This is a genomic window from Stenotrophomonas sp. PD6 (assembly GCF_049199305.1).
In the GTDB taxonomy this organism is placed as follows: Bacteria; Pseudomonadota; Gammaproteobacteria; order Xanthomonadales; family Xanthomonadaceae; genus Stenotrophomonas.
Genome location: NZ_JBLZQD010000006.1, coordinates 202,077 through 218,126, shown reverse-complemented (window position 1 = coordinate 218,126; position 16,050 = coordinate 202,077). Strand labels below are relative to the sequence as shown.

Sequence of the window (16,050 nt, the reverse complement as noted above, 5' to 3'; positions counted from 1 at the left end):
TGTACCGGCGGGGGCTGGACAAAATCAAGCCAACCCGCTACCCGCCCCTTGTGAATCAGTCAGTTGCCACTGAATCCTGGGTCAGCAGGGCCTGGATAAGCCCCGCGTGGCGGACCTTCTGGGCCTCCCGGCGCAGCCGGCTGGCCGTGAAGATGGCGCACAGCTCGTCCACGGCCGTCTCGAACACCTCGTTGACGATGACGTAGTCGAAGTCATTGAAGTGCAGCATTTCCTCGCGCGCGGCCGACAGCCGCTGGGCGATCACCGCCTCGCTGTCCTGCCCGCGCTTGCGCATGCGGTCCTGCAGCGCCTGCTTCGAGGGCGGCAGGATGAACACCGTCACCGTGCCGGGCACCAGCTGGCGCACCTGCTGGGCGCCCTGCCAGTCGATCTCCAGCAGCACGTCCTGGCCGGCCGACAGCTGCGGCTCGACCGACTGGCGGGCGGTGCCCTTCCAGTCGCCATGCACCCAGGCATGTTCGAAGAAGTCGCCTGCGGCGATCATCCGCTCGAACTCGGGGGCGCTGACGAAGTGGTAGTGCTCGCCGTTCACTTCACCCGGGCGCATGGCGCGCGAGGTGAACGAGATCGACAGCGCGATCTGCGAGTCGCGTGCCAGGGTCGCGTTGACGATGCTGCTTTTGCCGGCGCCGGAGGGTGCGGCCACGATGTAGAGGGTGCCGCGGGCCGTTTCCGCGTTCTGGACGGGCTGGCTGCTCATTCGATGTTCTGCACCTGTTCGCGGATCTGGTCGATCAACACCTTCAGCTCGACCGCGGCATTGGAGGTGCGGCTGTCCACCGACTTGGAGCCCAGGGTGTTCGCCTCGCGGTTGAACTCCTGCAGCAGGAAGTCCAGGCGGCGGCCCACCGGCTCGCGCTGGGTGAACACCCGGCGGATCTCGACAATGTGGCTGCGCAGGCGGTCCAGCTCTTCATCCACGTCCAGCTTCTGCAGCCACATCACCAGTTCCTGCTCGGCGCGGCCGGGGTCGACCGGGTGCGGCAGGTCGGCCAGACGGGCGGCCAGCTTGGTGCGCTGCCCTTCGCGGATGAGCGGAATCAGGGTGGTGACCTCGGCGGCGATGCGCTCCACGCCATCAACCCGCTCCTGGATCGCGGCGGCCAGCTTGTCGCCCTCGCGCTCGCGGGCGGCCACGAAGCCGTCCAGGGTGGTTTCCAGCAGCGCCAGCGCCTCGGCGTGCAGTGCGGCGGCATCCACCGCCTCGCCCTGCATCACGCCCGGCACCTGCAGCAGCTCGGTGAAGCTCACCTGCAGGCTGGGGAAGCCTGCCGCCAGGCGCGTGGCCAGCTCACCGAGCTGGCCCAGCAGCGCGTCGTTGACCACCAGCGCGCCGGTGACCTCCGGCGCACGCAGGCGCATGACCAGATCGATCTTGCCGCGGCTGCAGCGGTTCGCGACACGCTCGCGCAGCTGCGGCTCCAGCGCACGCAGTTCCTCGGGCAGGCGCACGCCCACCTCCAGGAACCGGTGGTTGACCGAGCGCAGCTCACAGGCAAGCGTGCCCCAGGGGGTGGCGCGCTCGCCGCCGGCATAGGCGGTCATGCTTCGAATCATGGGGGTTTCCGGTGCTCTCAAAGTGCAAATGGTACCCTAGCGGTCTCTTTGCAGCCTCCTCGCCTGCCGGTCCCCGGTCCGGGCGCGGTTCCGCATCCCCCGTCTTACCGGAAGCCATCCATGTCCGATCCCCGTCCCAGCGGCCGCCAGGCCGACCAGTTGCGCGAAGTGCGCATCGAACGCGCCTTCACCCGTCATGCCGAAGGCTCGGTGCTGGTCAGCTTCGGCGAAACCCGCGTGCTGTGCACCGCCAGCGTGGAGAACCGCGTGCCGGGCTTCCTGCGCAGCAAGGGCGAAGGCTGGGTCACGGCCGAGTACGGCATGCTGCCGCGCTCCACCCACACCCGCAACGACCGCGAGGCGGCCCGTGGCAAGCAGGGCGGCCGCACCCTGGAAATCCAGCGCCTGATCGGCCGCACGCTGCGCGCCTGCGTGGACCGCGGCGCGCTCGGCGAGCGCACCATCACGCTGGACTGCGATGTGCTGCAGGCCGATGGCGGCACCCGTACCGCCGCCATCACCGGCGCCTACGTGGCGCTGGTGGATGCGGTGAACTTCCTGATCAAGCGCGGCGACATCAAGCGCAACCCGATCTTCGGTGCCGTTGCTGCCGTGTCGGTCGGGATCTACCGCGGCACCCCGGTGCTGGACCTGGATTACGCCGAAGACAGCGACTGCGACACCGACATGAACGTGGTGATGAACGACGGCGGCGGCTTCATCGAACTGCAGGGCACCGCGGAAGGCCACGCGTTCCGTCGCGACGAGCTGGACGCGCTACTGGCACTGGCCGAAAAGGGCATCACCGACCTGTTCGCAGCCCAACAGGCTGCACTGGCGCAGCCGTGAACCGGCGCATCGCCCTGACCACCCTGGTGGTGGCCGAGTACGACGAGGCGATTGCCTGGTACACGGGCAAACTCGGCTTCAGCCTGCTCGAAGACATCGACCAGGGCAGCAAGCGCTGGGTGGTGGTCGGCCCGACCGATGGCAGCGCCGCGGCGCTGCTGCTGGCCCGGGCCAGCAACGATGAACAGCGCAGCCGGATCGGCAACCAGACCGGTGGGCGGGTCGGCTTCTTCCTGCACACCGACGACTTCCACCGCGACCATGCCGCGATGACGGCACGCGGCGTGAACTTCCTCGAAACCCCACGCGAGGAAGCGTATGCCACGGTCGCGGTGTTCGCCGACCTCTACGGCAATACGTGGGACCTGCTGGAGCCCAAGCAATGAAACTGGTACTGGCCAGCGGCAACGCCGGCAAGCTGAAGGAACTGCAGGCCATGCTCGGCGGCCTGCCGTTGGAGATCGTGGCGCAGGGCGAGCTGGGCGTCAGCGATGTGCCGGAGACCGGCCTGACCTTCGTCGAGAACGCACTGATCAAGGCACGCCACGCCAGCGCCAGCACCGGCCTGCCCGCGCTGGCCGACGACTCGGGCCTGATCGTGGACGCACTCGATGGCGCACCGGGCCTGTACAGCGCGCGCTACGCCGGCAGCCCGACCAACGATGCCGCCAACAACGCCAAGCTGCTCGAGGCACTGCGCGATGTTCCGCCCGAGCGCCGCAGCGCGCGCTTCTACGCGGTGATCGTGCTGCTGCGCCATGCCGACGACCCGCAGCCGCTGATCTGCGAAGGCAGCTGGGAAGGCGAAATCCTGGACGAGCTGCGCGGCAGCCACGGCTTCGGCTACAACCCGCTGTTCCTGGACCCGGTGCTGCAGCAGACCGCGGCGGAGATGGCGCCGGACCTGAAGAACGCCATGAGCCACCGCGCCAAGGCGTTGCAGCTGCTCAAGCAGAAATTGCCGGCGCTGATCTGAATCGTTTGTTGATACTTCCCTGGGGGCCGGCCAACGGCCGGCGCTACCGATGAGCACCATGTCAGACCACCATTGCCACCCTGGCGAACACTGCGACCACGACCACGGCGTCATCCTGGTGCCGCCGCCGCTGTCGCTGTACGTGCACCTGCCCTGGTGCGTGCGCAAGTGTCCGTACTGCGACTTCAACTCGCATGCGGCCAAGGGCGAGCTGCCGTTCGAGGCCTACATCGACGCGCTGATCCGCGATCTGGACCAGGATCTGCCGCTGGTCTGGGGCCGGGTGGTGAGCAGCGTGTTCTTCGGTGGCGGTACGCCCAGCCTGTTCCCGCCCGAGGCGATCGACCGCTTCCTGCAGGCGGCCTCGGCACGCCTGCGCTTCGCGCCGAACCTGGAAGTGACCCTGGAAACCAACCCGGGCACCGCCGAGCACGGCCGTTTCGACCGCTACCGTGCGGCCGGGGTGAACCGGATCAGCTTCGGCATCCAGACCTTCAACGATGAAGCCCTGCAGCGGCTGGGCCGCATCCATGACAGCGGTGAAGCCGAGCGTGCGGTGAAGCTGGCCCAGGACGCGGGCTACGACAACTTCAACATCGACCTGATGTACGCGTTGCCGCAGCAGACGCTGGCGCAGGCCGAGCACGACCTGGAACGCGCCTTCGCCCTGCAGCCCACCCACCTGTCGCACTACCAGCTGACGCTGGAACCGAACACGGTGTTCTTCGCCCGGCCGCCGCAGGGCATCCCCGACGACGACTCGGCGTGGGACATGCAGGAACACTGCCAGCGGCTGCTCGCCGAGGCGGGGTATGCGCAGTACGAAGTCAGCGCCTACGCACGCCCCGGGCGGCAGAGCCAGCACAACCTCAACTACTGGCGCTTCGGCGACTACCTCGGCATCGGCGCCGGCGCGCACGGCAAGATCAGCTCCGGGGCCGAACAGAACGTGCTGCGCCGCTGGAAGCACAAGCACCCGCAGACGTTCATGGACACCGCCGGCACTGCCGCGGCGATCGGCGGCGATGACGTGATCAGTGCCGACCGCCTGCCGTTCGAGTACATGCTCAACCTGCTGCGCCTGCACGAGGGCTTTGCGCTGAACGACTTCGAGTCGCGCACCGGGCTGGACCGGGCGCAGATCGCCGCACCGCTGCAGGCCGCCATCGCGCGCGGCTGGATGACGCTGGACGGCGAGCATGCGCAGCCGACCGAGCTGGGCCGGCGGTTTACCAATGATGTGGTGGAGTTGTTCCTGCCCTGATGGCGTGGCAGGTTGCCGGGTAGAGTCCCGGCGCTGCTTGCCGGGCAGAGCCCGGCACTACCCGTAATCGCGTGAAAACGGTAGATTCTGTGGTCTCAGGGGAGCCGGAACCTACAACGGATGTCTGCGTCCGCACCTTCATCCCAGCCCGACATGGCCCGGTTTGCCGGGGTCAATGCACCGCCACGCGTGCGCCGCCTGTTGGCCACGCTGCATGCGCTGGCCGCGCAGACCCTCGGCAATCCGCTCAAGCTGACCATCGTCGAGCTCGAACGCGAGCTGTTCCGCGACGCCGAGCGCGCGCCCAACAGCCAGATCCAGGCCGACATCTTCGCCCAGACCCGGCGCCTGCATGAGGTCAACGCGCAGTTTGCCCCGCGCTTCCTCGACGCACTGGGCACCGCGCTGGCCGGGCTGCGCGAACCGCGCGTGCGCCACCTGCCCGCCGCCACCGCGCCGGTGCTGGCCACCACCCTGACCCTGGTCACCGATACCGATATCGACCGCGACATCGTGCTGGCCGACATCACCCGCCGCGAGGCACAGCGCTCGGCCAGCGCGTTGCAACTGCTGGGCCAGCGCTTCGCGGTGCTGGCCGCCGGCCCCGAATTCGACGTCGAGGACCTGCCGTTCGGCCCGTACGTGATGTGCCGCATCACCCGCGACCTCGGTGAGCAGTTCGCGCTCGGCCTGGAAACCCAGCTGGCCCTGTTCCGGGTGTTCGACCGGCAGTTGATCGAACGCCTGGGCGAGCTGCTGGAACGCGCCAACATCCTGCTGGCGCATGAAGGCATCCTGCCCGGCCTGGTTTACACCCCGTACCTGGCACGCTCGGCCACCACCCGCCGGATCGTGACCGGCCCCGGCGCCGACCGCGCCAGCACCACCGCGCCGCCCCGCGAGCCGGGCAGCATCGGTCGCCCGCTGACCGGCTGGAGCGGTTCGGCCAGCGCCAGCAGCTGGGCGCAGATGACCAGCGAGGCCATCGGCGCGCTGCCGGCCGCAGCCGAACCCGCCGGCCCGGTTGCCACTGCGCCGGCCACGGCGCCCGAACCCGCCGCCGCCGCGGACATGAACGCACCGGCGCTCTCGGCACTGCACCACCTGCTGGATGCCGCACGCCATGCCCAGTCCGGCGCGGCCGGGGCAAGCGCAGGTCCGGGTGCAGTTGCAGGTGCCAATGCAGCGCCGGGTGCCGGCCATCCCGGCGGGCCGGGCGGCGTAACACCGGCTCATGCAGGGGCGGCGGGTGCTGTTCCGGCTACAGGCGCGCCGGGCACGGCGCCGGCCGCATCCGGCACCGCACCTGCCACCGCTGCCGCACCCGAGAGCAGCGGGGCCGATCCCGCGCCGTCCAGTTCCCCGACGGCGGGCGAACACGCGGCGCCCGTGGCGGTTTCCAGCAGCACCCTGCACGCCACCCTGGCCAAGCTTCAGGCGCAGACGGCCAGCATCGGCACCATCCGCCGCAGCATGGCCGACCTGCACAACGCCCTGCTTGCGCAGATGCGGGCCGACCACGGCCCGCAGGCGGCACTGACCGTCAAGGACAACGACACCTTCGACCTGCTCAACATGCTGTACGGGCAGATCCAGCGCGAGGTCCGCCCCGATGCGGCGGCGGTCGACCTGCTCACCCGCCTGCAGGTGCCGGTGGCCCGCGCGGCGCTGTCGGACCCGGCATTCTTCGTCCGTGACCAGCACCCGGCGCGCGAGCTGCTCAATGCGGTGGCCGAGGCCGGCGCCAACTGGCTGGGCGAAGACGACGTCGACCCGCAGCTGGTGCAGAAGCTGGACCGGGCCGTGGACAAGGTAGTCGCCGACTACGAGGGCGACGCCGCGGTCTTTGAAGCGGCCAACGAGGATATCCAGCAGCACTTCCGCGCGCTGGCGCACAAGGCCGAACTGGCCGAACGCCGCCACGTGGAAGCCGCGCGCGGCAAGGAGCGCCTGGAGTCGGCCAAGCAGCAGGCCGGTGCCAGCATCGAACAGCTGTGCGTGCAGACCGACCCGCCGCGTTTCGTGCAGTCGCTGTTGAAGCAGGCCTGGTCGGACGTGCTGACCCTGACCCTGCTGCGCAACGGCGAAGGCTCCGAGCAGTGGCAGCTGCGCGAACAGGAAACCGCGCGCATCGCGGAGGTCACCTGCCAGCCGCCCGGCAGCGCGGAGAGCGATGTCGAGCTCGGCCAGCAGGTCGAGGCCGCGCTGCTGCAGGTGGGCTACCACCAGGATGAAGCCGCGGCGATCTCGCGCCGGCTGTCCACCCCGGGGGGCGAGGACGACAGCAGTTCGCGTACCGAGCTGACCGCGCGCATCCGCGCCCGGACCCGGCTGGGCGACCAGAGCGAGGGCGGCGAGACCCGCCGCGCCGCGCCGCTGGCGCGCACGCCGACTGAAGAAGACTGGTACCGGCAGCTACGCACGTTGCCGTTCGGGACCTGGTTCGAGTTCACCACCAACCAGCAGGGCGACCTGCGTCGCCAGCGCCTGTCCTGGTACAGCCTGATCACCGACAACGCGTTGTTCGTCAATCCACGCGGCCAGAAGGTCGGCGAGCATTCGCTGGACGCGCTGGCGCGGCTCATGGCCCACGGGCAGGCGCGCCTGGTCACGGAGGACAAGAGCCGCCTGATCGACCGGGCCTGGCAGGCGACGCTGCGCACGCTGCGCTCGCTGGCCGGCAACAGCACCCCTGCGGAGGCCGCACCGTGAGTACCGATACCCGTCGCGCCCCGCGCCGCCAGGTGGCCGAGCTGGTCCCGGTCACCGACATGATGGCCGAGGCGGTGATCGGCCGGCTGGGCAATGTGTCCGAGACCGGCATGCTGATGCTGGCGTCGGTGCCGATGCACGAGGACGCGCTGTACCAGTTGCGCTTCGCGATCCCCGGCCCGCAGGGGCAGCCGCTGCTGCTGGACGTGGGCGCACACCTGCTGTGGTGCGAGCAGACCCACGCCCCCGGCCAGGCCTGGGTCGGCTTCCGCTTCCTGACGCTGGCGCGCGAACACCGCGAACAGCTGCGGAACTGGATCGCGCAGGAAGCTTCGGCAGTCTGAGTGCCGGTTCCGGCACAGCACGCGCGGGGCGATTGCGGCAGAATCAGGGGCTGCATTCCGCACTGTTGAACGAGCCTCCCGCGATGAACCAGCCAGACCTCGCCGCCCTGTATTCCCACCATGTCCGGGTGCTCTGCCAGCGCGCCGACGAGGCGCTGGCGCGCGGCGGGTTCGACCATCTGGTGATTCCCAGCGGCACGCTGCATTACCAGGCGTTCGACGACCGCGACTATCCCTATGCGGTCAATCCGAATTTCAAGGCGTGGCTGCCGCTGACGAAGGTGCCCAACAGCTGGGTGGTCTACACGCCCGGCCAGCGCCCGAAGGTAATCTTCCACCAGCCGTTCGATTACTGGCACGTGGTGCCCGACGCCCCCAATGGCTGGTGGGTGGAGCACTTCGATATCGAGATCATCCGCACGCCGGAGCAGGCGCTGGCACTTCTGCCGGGCGACGCGGCGCGCTGCGCGATCCTGGGCGAACCGCAGAGCGCGCTGGGCGCGTTCACGCCCAACAACCCCGAGCCGGTGCTGCACTACCTGGACTGGCACCGCGCGTACAAGACGCCGTACGAGATCGCGCTGATGCGCCAGGCCCAGCGCCTGGGCGTACGCGGCCATCGCGCGGCCGAGGCGGCATTCCGCGCCGGTGCCAGCGAGTTCGAGATCCACATGGCGTACTGCAGCGCGGTCGGCCAGGACGCCAACGAGCTGCCGTACGGCAACATCATCGGCCTCAACGAACACGCGGCGGTGCTGCATTACACCGATCTGGGCCGCACGGCGCCGCAGCCGCTGCGCAGTTTCCTGATCGATGCCGGCGCGAGCGCATTCGGCTATGCCAGCGACATCACGCGCACGTATGCGGCCGCCGGGCATGCCGAGTTCCAGGCGATGATCGAGGCGGTGGACGTGGCGCAGCAGCAGATGGGCGCAGGCGTACGCGCCGGCGTGGATTACAAGCAGTTGCACGTGGACGCGCATCTGTCGCTGATGGGCATCCTGAAGGACTTCGGGGTGCTCAAGGTCTCTCCCGAAGCCGCACTGGCCACGGGCGTCAGCGCGGCGTTCTTCCCGCACGGCCTGGGCCATCTGATCGGGCTGCAGGTGCACGATGTGGCCGGCTTCGCGGCCAGCGACCGTGGCGGCCGCGTGGAGCGCCCGCAGGGGCACCCGTACCTGCGCCTGACCCGCACGCTGGAACCGGGCATGGTGGTCACGATCGAACCGGGTCTGTACTTCATCGACATGCTGCTGGACGAGGTGAAGCAGCGCGGCCAGGCCGACAGCATCGACTGGGCCCGCGTGGACTACTTCCGCCCCTACGGCGGCATCCGCATCGAAGATGAGGTGCTGTGCACCGAAGGCGACGCGGACAACCTCACGCGCCCGGAATTCGCGCAGTAAATCCTGTTCTGTGGAGCGGGGCTCTGCCCCGCTGCTTCATGCATTTGGGCGAACAGCCGGTAGCCCTCGCATGGCCTGAGCTGGGCCGGCGGGTGCGGGTTTGCGGGACACGCCGTAAACCCATCCATGGGGGCTTGTAGAAAACATCCATGTTTTCTACAGTCCCGCAAACCCGCCCCCGCCGACCCTCGACGGTGTGTTGTTGGCCTGCAGAAGATCAAAAGCGGCGCCGATCATTTCCATGCGTTAACGGACGCGGTGGTGTTCCGTGCCGTCGTTTGGGAACCGACGCTACCGGCCCAGGCCCGTGCGGCGTAACCGCGGCGTAGGGACACGCCGCGCCCTATGAGCGGCGTGCGCCATTACGATGAACGCGTCGCCACGCGCCCGGGGGTATCCGCATCAACGGGGCATGGTTCTGTTGCGTGTCTGCTCTATCCGTCCGCACGCGCCCATCTATCGGGGGCGGCCGGCGGGTAGCCCCCGGAGGGACGCTAGAAAACATGGATGTTTTCTAGCAGCCCCCATGGATGGGTTCACGGCGTGTCCCGGAGCGGGGCTGCCCGACGGCCGCCCCAGCTCGCGGAAACTGAAACGCTGCTCTCCGCGAACAATCAGCAGTCAGCGAGCCGCGCCCATCTCCGCTTCAATCTCGTCAGCACTTCGCGCCAAACCAGCCGTGAGCACGTGGTGGCCGGTATCGGTGATCACCACGTCGTCCTCGGTGCGGATGCCGATGCCGCGCCAGCGCGCGTCCACGCTGCGGTCGTCTGCGCCGATGTACAGGCCCGGCTCGATGGTGAACGCCATGCCCACTTCGAGCAGGCGCGAGTCGCCCGCCAGGCGGTAGTCGCCTACGTCGTGCACGTCCAGGCCCAGCCAATGGCCGGTCTTGTGCCGGTAGAAGCGCTGGTAATGGCCCTCGGCGATGTTCTCTTCCAGGTTGCCCTTGAGCAGGCCCAGCTGCAGCAGCCCTTCGGTGAGGGTGTGGACCGCCGCCAGGTGGCCGGCCTCGTACGGCACGCCCGGGCGCGCCTGGGCGAGCGCGGCTGCCTGCGCGGCCCCCACCAGGTCGTGCAGGATGCGCTGCTCGGCCGTGAAACGGCCGTTGACCGGGAAGGTGCGGGTGATGTCGCTTGCGTAGCCACGGTATTCGGCGCCGGCGTCGATCAGGACCAGGTCACCGTCGCGGCTGCGCGCATTGTTGTCGCGGTAATGCAGGATGCAGCCATTGGCACCGGCGCCGACAATGCTGCCGTAGGCGGCCCAGGCATCGTTCGCGCGGAATTCGCGTTCCAGGTCGGCCTGCAGTTCGTATTCGTGGATGCCCGGGCGCGCCACGCGCATCGCCACGCGATGGGCCTGCACGGTGATGTCCGCCGCGCGCTGCATGAGCGCGATTTCCGCGGTGGACTTGAACAGCCGCTGCTCGTGCAGCAGGTGGCCCAGTTCGAGGAATTCATGCGGCGGCTGCGCGCCATGGCGGACCTGCGCGCGCACCTGGTTCACCCAGCCGATCAGCTTGAGATCGAAGTCCGCGTCACGGCCGAAGTGGTAGTACACCCGCGAACGCCCCTCCAGCAGGCCGGGCAGGATGTCGTCCAGGTCGTCGATCGGATAGGCATCGTCCATGCCGTAGCGCGCCACCGCGCCCTCCTGGCCCGCGCGCGCACCGTCCCAGGCCTCGCGGTCGGCATCGCGCTCGCGGCAGAACAGGATGACCTCGCCGTGGCGACGGCCCGGAATGAGCACGAGCACCGCGTCGGGCTCCGGGAAGCCGCTCAGGTACCAGAAATCCGAGTCCTGGCGGAACGGATAGTGGGTGTCCAGGCTGCGCACCCGCTCGGAAGCGGCCGGCAACACCAGAATGGCGTCATCGCCGGCCATCTCCATCAACTGCTGGCGACGACGGGTGTACTCGGCGGCGGAGATACCGGTCAGCTGATGGATATCCATCTCAGTTCAGACGCTGCCGGTGGCGCGCGGCCATCACGCAGTCGCCATGCAGGATCAGCACGGCCACGCGGATGAACTCCTCGATCTCGGCCAGCGCATCTTCGTCGTCGTCGTTGCCGCTTTCGAAATCCTCGCTCGACGCCTGCGCCAGCTTGGCCAGGTCATTGAGCGCTTCGTCGCCCTCTTCGGACAGGGTCGGGCGCTGCTGGCCCGCGCCCAGGCCGAAACCGCCCAGGAACGCGCGCGCCCAGGTGAAAAGCGCGTCGGCCTGCGCGGCGGTGTCGCCTGCATCGCTCAGCAGCAGTTCGAAGGCGAAGTCGCGGTCTTCCAGCTGCGCAACGCTGGCGCCCAGCAGGCGGTCCAGGGCATCGCCCTCGACGGGCGTGGGCAGGTTGTCGTCGGCCAGCACCCGTGCCGGCCATTCACGCACGGGCGCGCCGCCGGCGGACAGCCAGCCGCACAGGCCGCCGTGCAGCTCGGCGGCATTGGCGCCAAGGCCCGCCGCCTGGCTGGCCTGGTTTACGTCGTTGACACTGGGAAGTTCGGTCATCTTGGGGCTCGATCAGGTGGGGTGCCGGCGTGGCCGGCAACCACGGGTTGGCAGTATCCCAGTGTATCAATCCGTCCTCCTTCATTATTCGCTTGACCGCCTCTACGTCCCTTGCCTATCGTGCCGGACATGGAACCCGCCGATGCCATCGCCCAATTGCAGGCCTTCGCCTCCCGGGTGGAGGCATTGCTGGAGCGCAACCAGCGCCTGGCCGAGGAAAACCGCAGCCTGCGCCACCAGCAGGAGCAACTGGTCGCCGAACGCTCGCAGCTGTTGGCCAAGAACGAGCAGGCCCGCTCCCGGGTGGAAGCGATGATTACCCGGCTCAAATCCCTGGAGCAGCACACATGAGCCAGACCGAACCGGTCAGCGTCCGCATCCTGGATCGTGAGTACACGGTGGGCGTGGGCGCGGAAGAGCGCGAAAGCCTGACCGCCGCGGCCCGCCTGCTCGACGCCAAGATGCGCGAGATCCGCGGCAGCAACCGCATGGCCGCCGTGGACCGCGTGGCCGTGCTGGCCGCACTGAACCTGGCCCATGAGCTGCAGCAGCTGCGCGACGACCATGCGCGCCAGGCGGTGGCCCTGCAGCAGACCCTGGCAGATCTGAACAGGCGCCTGGACCGGGCGATTGATGGCGCGTGATCCACACGCGCATTTCATTGATCTGAATTGGCACCCAATCCGACCGACGAACGGGGTATCCGAACCGGTGCGGATGGCTATAATGGCCGTGCGTTCTCTGCTGTGAACGACGGCGTGTGCAAACATTCGCCTTGTCCCTTAATTACGACCACGGGTGCGCGACGTCGCCGGGAGTGCAAGTCCGCCTTGTAGCGGGAAGCCCAATGGAGGCCCAGCGTACCCACTTGAACCCCGGGTTCAAGGTCGTTTCGCACGCATCGTCACCGCGGAGAATGCAGTATTCCTGCAAGAGCGACGTTCCATCGGGACGTCGCTCTTGTTTTATCCGCTGACCGGAACCCGGCATGACCGACCCGCGCTCCGCACTGCGCCAGCAGTTGCGCCAACGCCGCCGCGACATCCTCCCCGCGCAGCGCATCGCCGCCGCCGAGCAGCTGGCCGACGCCCTGCTTGCACTGCCGTTCGCACCCACGCACGGACACGTGGCCGGCTACTGGGCGCTGGATGGCGAGATCGCCCTGCACCGCTGGCAGATGCGCCTGCCCGACACCGCCATCTACTGCCTGCCCGTGCTTGCCGGCCAGACGTTGCGCTTCGCGCCGTGGCGTCCGGGCCAGGCGCTGACCGCCAACCGCTTCGGCATTCCCGAACCTGACATCGCGCTGGACGACACCCTCGCCCCCGAGCAGATGACGCTGGTGGTGGCGCCGCTGGTGGGCTTCGACGCGCAGTGCCGGCGGCTGGGCATGGGAGGCGGCTGGTATGATCGCAGCTTCGCATTCCGCCAGCAGCGCCCGGCCCCGCCGTGGCTGGCCGGCGTCGGTTTCGCGGCCCAGCAGGTCGATGACCTGCCGGTGCAGCCGTGGGATGTCGGCGTGGATGCGATCTGTACCGAAGCCTCCACCCTTTTCCCCGCGATAGAACCCGCATGACCGCACGCAAGCGTTACTGGCTGATGAAGTCCGAACCGGACGCCTTTTCCATCGATGACCTGCAGCGCGTGGGCCAGGAACCCTGGAACGGCGTGCGCAACTACCAGGCGCGCAACTTCATGCGCGACGGCATGAAGGTTGGCGACGGCATTCTGTTCTACCACTCCAATACCAAGGTGCCCGGCATCGTGGGCACCGCCACGGTCGCCACCGAGGCGTACCCGGACGAGACCCAGTTCGATCCGAAATCAGACTATTACGATCCCAAGGCCACCCGTGAAACGCCACGCTGGCTGCTGGTGGACGTGGCCTTCGAGCGCAAGCTGCGCGGCACCATTTCGCTGGACGAGATCAAGCTGCATGCCGACGCGCTGGGCGAAGGCTTCCCCTTGATCGCGCGCGGCAACCGGCTGTCGATCCTGCCGGTGACCGCGGCGCAGTGGAAGCTGCTGCTGTCGCTGGAAAAGCACTGACCCCCTTCTTTCCCCATTGCCCTCAAAGAGTGTCCCGCCATGTCCGAAGCCAAGCGCCTGGCCGCAGAAAAAGCCCTCGAATACGTTGAAGACGGCATGATCGTCGGCGTCGGCACCGGTTCCACCGTTGCCTACTTCATCGACGGCCTGGCCCGCATCAAGCACCGCATCAAGGGCGCCGTGTCCAGCTCGGACCAGAGCACCGCGCGGCTGAAGGAGCACGGTATCGAGGTGCTCGAACTGAACCACACCGGCGACCTGTCGCTGTATGTGGACGGGGCCGACGAATGCGACGACAACAAGTGCCTGATCAAGGGCGGTGGCGCCGCACTCACCCGCGAGAAGATCATCGCCGAGGCCAGCAGGCGCTTCATCTGCATCATCGACCCGAGCAAGCAGGTGCCGGTGCTGGGCCGCTTCCCGTTGCCGGTGGAAGTCATTCCGATGGCCCGCAGCCTGGTGGCCCGCAAGATCATGGACATGACCGGCGGCCAGCCGGCCTGGCGCGAGGGCGTGGTGACCGACAACGGCAACCAGATCCTGGACATCCACCACCTGCAGATCACCAACCCGGTCGCGCTGGAGCGCGAGCTCAACCAGCTGCCCGGCGTGGTCGCGGTGGGCCTGTTCGCGCGCCGCCCGGCCGACGTGGTGATCGTGGGCGGCGAACCGCCCAAGGTGTTCTGATTCCCCTGGCCGGCACGCCCGTGCCGGCCCTACTGCGAGGATTGCGTATGCCCTTCATGCGTCTGCTGCTGCCGCTGCTGTTGCTGCTCACCCTGTCCGGCTGCGCCAGCGCCGGCTCCAACCACTGGGTGGAACTGGGCGGGGCCCGCTACCAGGTGGAACTGGCCACCAACGACGAGACCCGCGCGCGCGGGCTGATGTTCCGCGACGAAATGGCCCCAGACCACGGCATGCTGTTCCTGCACGACCGCCAGGAACTGCAGGCGTACTGGATGAAGAACACCAAGATCGCGCTCGACATCCTGTACTTCGACGAGCAGCGCCGGCTGGTCAGCCAGCAGCGCGACGTGCCGCCGTGCTCGGCCGGCGACCGCTGCCCGCCCTACCCCAGCAGTGGCCCGGCCCGGTATGTGCTGGAGCTCAATGCCGGGCAGGCCGAGAAGCTGGGCCTGCAGGACGGCGCGGTCCTCACCTTCGGCCCGGGCATCGCCGACCGGCCCTGAGCCGGCTTCACACGGCGCAGCTTGAATCGCGACGCATTTGTCGCCAGTCTGTGTGCATGCAGGCGCGAATGACATTGCCGGCGTGGGACTCCCTGGCCGAACTGGACGACGAGGCGCTGCCGCTGTTGCCGACCGCGCTGCTGATCGCGCAGGACGAATACCCCGATCTGGACCCGCAGGTATACGACGCGCTGGTCCAGAGCCATGCCGACCACCTCCGCACGGAGGTGGACACGATCGAGCACTGGCCGCTGAAGATTGCCGCCGTCAACCGCCACCTGTTCGACGAACTGGGCTATGGCGGCGACCACGGCGAGTACTACGACCCGCGCAACAGCTACCTCAACCAGGTGTTCGAGCGCCGGCTGGGCAACCCGATCTCACTGGCGATGGTGCAGATGGAAGTCGCCCGGCGGCTGGGCATTCCCCTGGACGGGGTCTCCTTCCCCGGCCATTTCCTGGTGCGGCTGCCGGTCGACGACGGCATGCTGGTGATGGACCCGTTCAATGGCGGGCGCCCGCTGGACGTGGAGGAACTGCGTGAACGCGCGCGCTCGCATCTGGGTGGCGAAGTGCCTGACGACCAGGTGTTGGCGCAGATCCTGGACGCCGCCCCGGCCCGCGCGATCCTGATGCGGATGCTGCGCAACCTGCACGGCGTGTACGTGGAACGCAGCGAATGGGACCGCGCGGCCCGCAGCGCCGACCGCCTGCTCAAGCTTGCCCCCGAACAGGACGACGCCCTGCGCGACCGTGGCCTGGCCTACCTGCAGCTGGACTATCAGGCCGGTGCGCATCGCGATCTGGCGCTGTACCTACAGCGCAACGGGCAGGCCAGCGATGCGCAGTGGGTGCGCGAGAAGCTGGTGGAGATGGGCGGGCGTCGGCCGCGATTGCATTGAACGGGGCGGCCGTTCACATCTCGACCATCTCGAAATCGTCCTTGCTCACGCCGCAATCCGGGCAGGTCCAGGTGTCGGGCACGTCTTCCCAGGCGGTGCCCGGCGCGATGCCCTCTTCGGGCAATCCGTCCACTTCGTGGTAGATGAAGCCGCAGACAACGCACATCCAGGTGCGGAAGGTGGTGGCAGTGGCGTCGGTCATCGGATAATCAGCGGCTGGACAGTACGGTCAATGGCCATTGTCCCACTCCCGCCGCCCTACCGGTAGCCATCG

General features: G+C 68.4%; 19 protein-coding genes and 1 other RNA gene. 15 read left to right on the top strand and 5 right to left on the bottom strand.

Features of this window, described 5'->3' with window-relative positions:
- Positions 1–55: 55 nt before the first annotated feature.
- Positions 56–721 (bottom strand): guanylate kinase, encoded by a 666-nt coding sequence (gene gmk, locus ACOZHM_RS11440; protein WP_421569368.1) that lies wholly within the window; start codon positions 719–721, stop codon positions 56–58.
- The gene (locus ACOZHM_RS11435) at positions 718–1,578 is read right to left on the bottom strand and encodes a YicC/YloC family endoribonuclease (RefSeq protein ID WP_421569367.1); all 861 of its coding nucleotides are present in this window, start codon (positions 1,576–1,578) and stop codon (positions 718–720) included. Before ACOZHM_RS11435 ends, gmk begins: the two co-directional genes overlap by 4 nt.
- A 120-nt stretch (positions 1,579–1,698) precedes the next feature.
- Here ACOZHM_RS11435 and rph point away from each other — a divergent pair, with 120 nt between their 5' ends.
- The 7 genes from rph to pepQ all read left to right on the top strand — a co-directional run bounded on the left by rph (position 1,699) and on the right by pepQ (position 9,129).
- The gene (gene rph, locus ACOZHM_RS11430) at positions 1,699–2,427 is read left to right on the top strand and encodes a ribonuclease PH (protein WP_421569366.1); all 729 of its coding nucleotides are present in this window, start codon (positions 1,699–1,701) and stop codon (positions 2,425–2,427) included.
- Positions 2,424–2,813, top strand: coding sequence for a VOC family protein (locus ACOZHM_RS11425; RefSeq protein WP_421569365.1), 390 nt, complete (start codon positions 2,424–2,426; stop codon positions 2,811–2,813). The genes rph and ACOZHM_RS11425 overlap by 4 nt, the downstream gene beginning before the upstream one ends.
- Complete coding sequence (gene rdgB / locus ACOZHM_RS11420) at positions 2,810–3,403, top strand: RdgB/HAM1 family non-canonical purine NTP pyrophosphatase (protein ID WP_421569364.1); 594 nt, start codon at positions 2,810–2,812, stop codon at positions 3,401–3,403. Before ACOZHM_RS11425 ends, rdgB begins: the two co-directional genes overlap by 4 nt.
- Before the next feature lie 58 nt (positions 3,404–3,461).
- The gene (gene hemW / locus ACOZHM_RS11415; RefSeq protein ID WP_421569403.1) at positions 3,462–4,667 is read left to right on the top strand and encodes a radical SAM family heme chaperone HemW; all 1,206 of its coding nucleotides are present in this window, start codon (positions 3,462–3,464) and stop codon (positions 4,665–4,667) included.
- Positions 4,668–4,787: 120 nt separating this feature from the next.
- Complete coding sequence (locus ACOZHM_RS11410) at positions 4,788–7,379, top strand: DUF1631 domain-containing protein (protein ID WP_421569363.1); 2,592 nt, start codon at positions 4,788–4,790, stop codon at positions 7,377–7,379.
- Complete coding sequence (locus ACOZHM_RS11405) at positions 7,376–7,723, top strand: PilZ domain-containing protein (RefSeq protein WP_421569362.1); 348 nt, start codon at positions 7,376–7,378, stop codon at positions 7,721–7,723. The genes ACOZHM_RS11410 and ACOZHM_RS11405 overlap by 4 nt, the downstream gene beginning before the upstream one ends.
- Positions 7,724–7,806: 83 nt before the next feature.
- Positions 7,807–9,129, top strand: coding sequence for a Xaa-Pro dipeptidase (pepQ, locus tag ACOZHM_RS11400; RefSeq protein WP_421569361.1), 1,323 nt, complete (start codon positions 7,807–7,809; stop codon positions 9,127–9,129).
- A 621-nt stretch (positions 9,130–9,750) separates the two neighbouring features.
- On the opposite strand, the gene ACOZHM_RS11395 is transcribed toward pepQ, so the two are convergent.
- Together ACOZHM_RS11395 and ACOZHM_RS11390 are read right to left on the bottom strand one after the other, a co-directional pair.
- Positions 9,751–11,079, bottom strand: a complete 1,329-nt coding sequence (locus ACOZHM_RS11395; protein WP_421569402.1) for an aminopeptidase P N-terminal domain-containing protein — start codon at positions 11,077–11,079, stop codon at positions 9,751–9,753.
- 7 nt (positions 11,080–11,086) lie between these two features.
- Complete coding sequence (locus ACOZHM_RS11390) at positions 11,087–11,635, bottom strand: UPF0149 family protein (RefSeq protein WP_421569360.1); 549 nt, start codon at positions 11,633–11,635, stop codon at positions 11,087–11,089.
- Between the two features lie 129 nt (positions 11,636–11,764).
- On the opposite strand from ACOZHM_RS11390, the gene ACOZHM_RS11385 reads away from it, so the two are divergent.
- From ACOZHM_RS11385 to ACOZHM_RS11350, 8 genes are all read left to right on the top strand, one after another.
- Complete coding sequence (locus ACOZHM_RS11385) at positions 11,765–11,986, top strand: TIGR02449 family protein (protein ID WP_421569359.1); 222 nt, start codon at positions 11,765–11,767, stop codon at positions 11,984–11,986.
- Entirely contained in the window at positions 11,983–12,279 is a 297-nt protein-coding gene (locus ACOZHM_RS11380; RefSeq protein ID WP_017355838.1) for a cell division protein ZapA, read from the top strand. The genes ACOZHM_RS11385 and ACOZHM_RS11380 overlap by 4 nt, the downstream gene beginning before the upstream one ends.
- A 91-nt stretch (positions 12,280–12,370) precedes the next feature.
- Positions 12,371–12,555: non-coding RNA, 6S RNA (gene ssrS / locus ACOZHM_RS11375), on the top strand.
- Between the two features lie 68 nt (positions 12,556–12,623).
- Positions 12,624–13,211, top strand: coding sequence for a 5-formyltetrahydrofolate cyclo-ligase (locus ACOZHM_RS11370; protein ID WP_421569358.1), 588 nt, complete (start codon positions 12,624–12,626; stop codon positions 13,209–13,211).
- Entirely contained in the window at positions 13,208–13,684 is a 477-nt protein-coding gene (locus ACOZHM_RS11365; protein WP_421569357.1) for an EVE domain-containing protein, read from the top strand. Before ACOZHM_RS11370 ends, ACOZHM_RS11365 begins: the two co-directional genes overlap by 4 nt.
- 39 nt (positions 13,685–13,723) lie before the next feature.
- Positions 13,724–14,371, top strand: a complete 648-nt coding sequence (gene rpiA / locus ACOZHM_RS11360; RefSeq protein ID WP_421569356.1) for a ribose-5-phosphate isomerase RpiA — start codon at positions 13,724–13,726, stop codon at positions 14,369–14,371.
- 47 nt (positions 14,372–14,418) lie between these two features.
- Positions 14,419–14,874: a DUF192 domain-containing protein gene (locus ACOZHM_RS11355; RefSeq protein WP_421569355.1), complete on the top strand. Its 456-nt coding sequence runs from the start codon at positions 14,419–14,421 to the stop codon at positions 14,872–14,874.
- Between the two features lie 56 nt (positions 14,875–14,930).
- Positions 14,931–15,776: a SirB1 family protein gene (locus tag ACOZHM_RS11350; protein ID WP_421569354.1), complete on the top strand. Its 846-nt coding sequence runs from the start codon at positions 14,931–14,933 to the stop codon at positions 15,774–15,776.
- A gap of 13 nt (positions 15,777–15,789) precedes the next feature.
- Here the strand turns inward: ACOZHM_RS11350 and ACOZHM_RS11345 are convergent, their stop codons facing one another.
- The gene (locus ACOZHM_RS11345) at positions 15,790–15,978 is read right to left on the bottom strand and encodes a rubredoxin (RefSeq protein WP_421569353.1); all 189 of its coding nucleotides are present in this window, start codon (positions 15,976–15,978) and stop codon (positions 15,790–15,792) included.
- Positions 15,979–16,050: the final 72 nt, after the last annotated feature.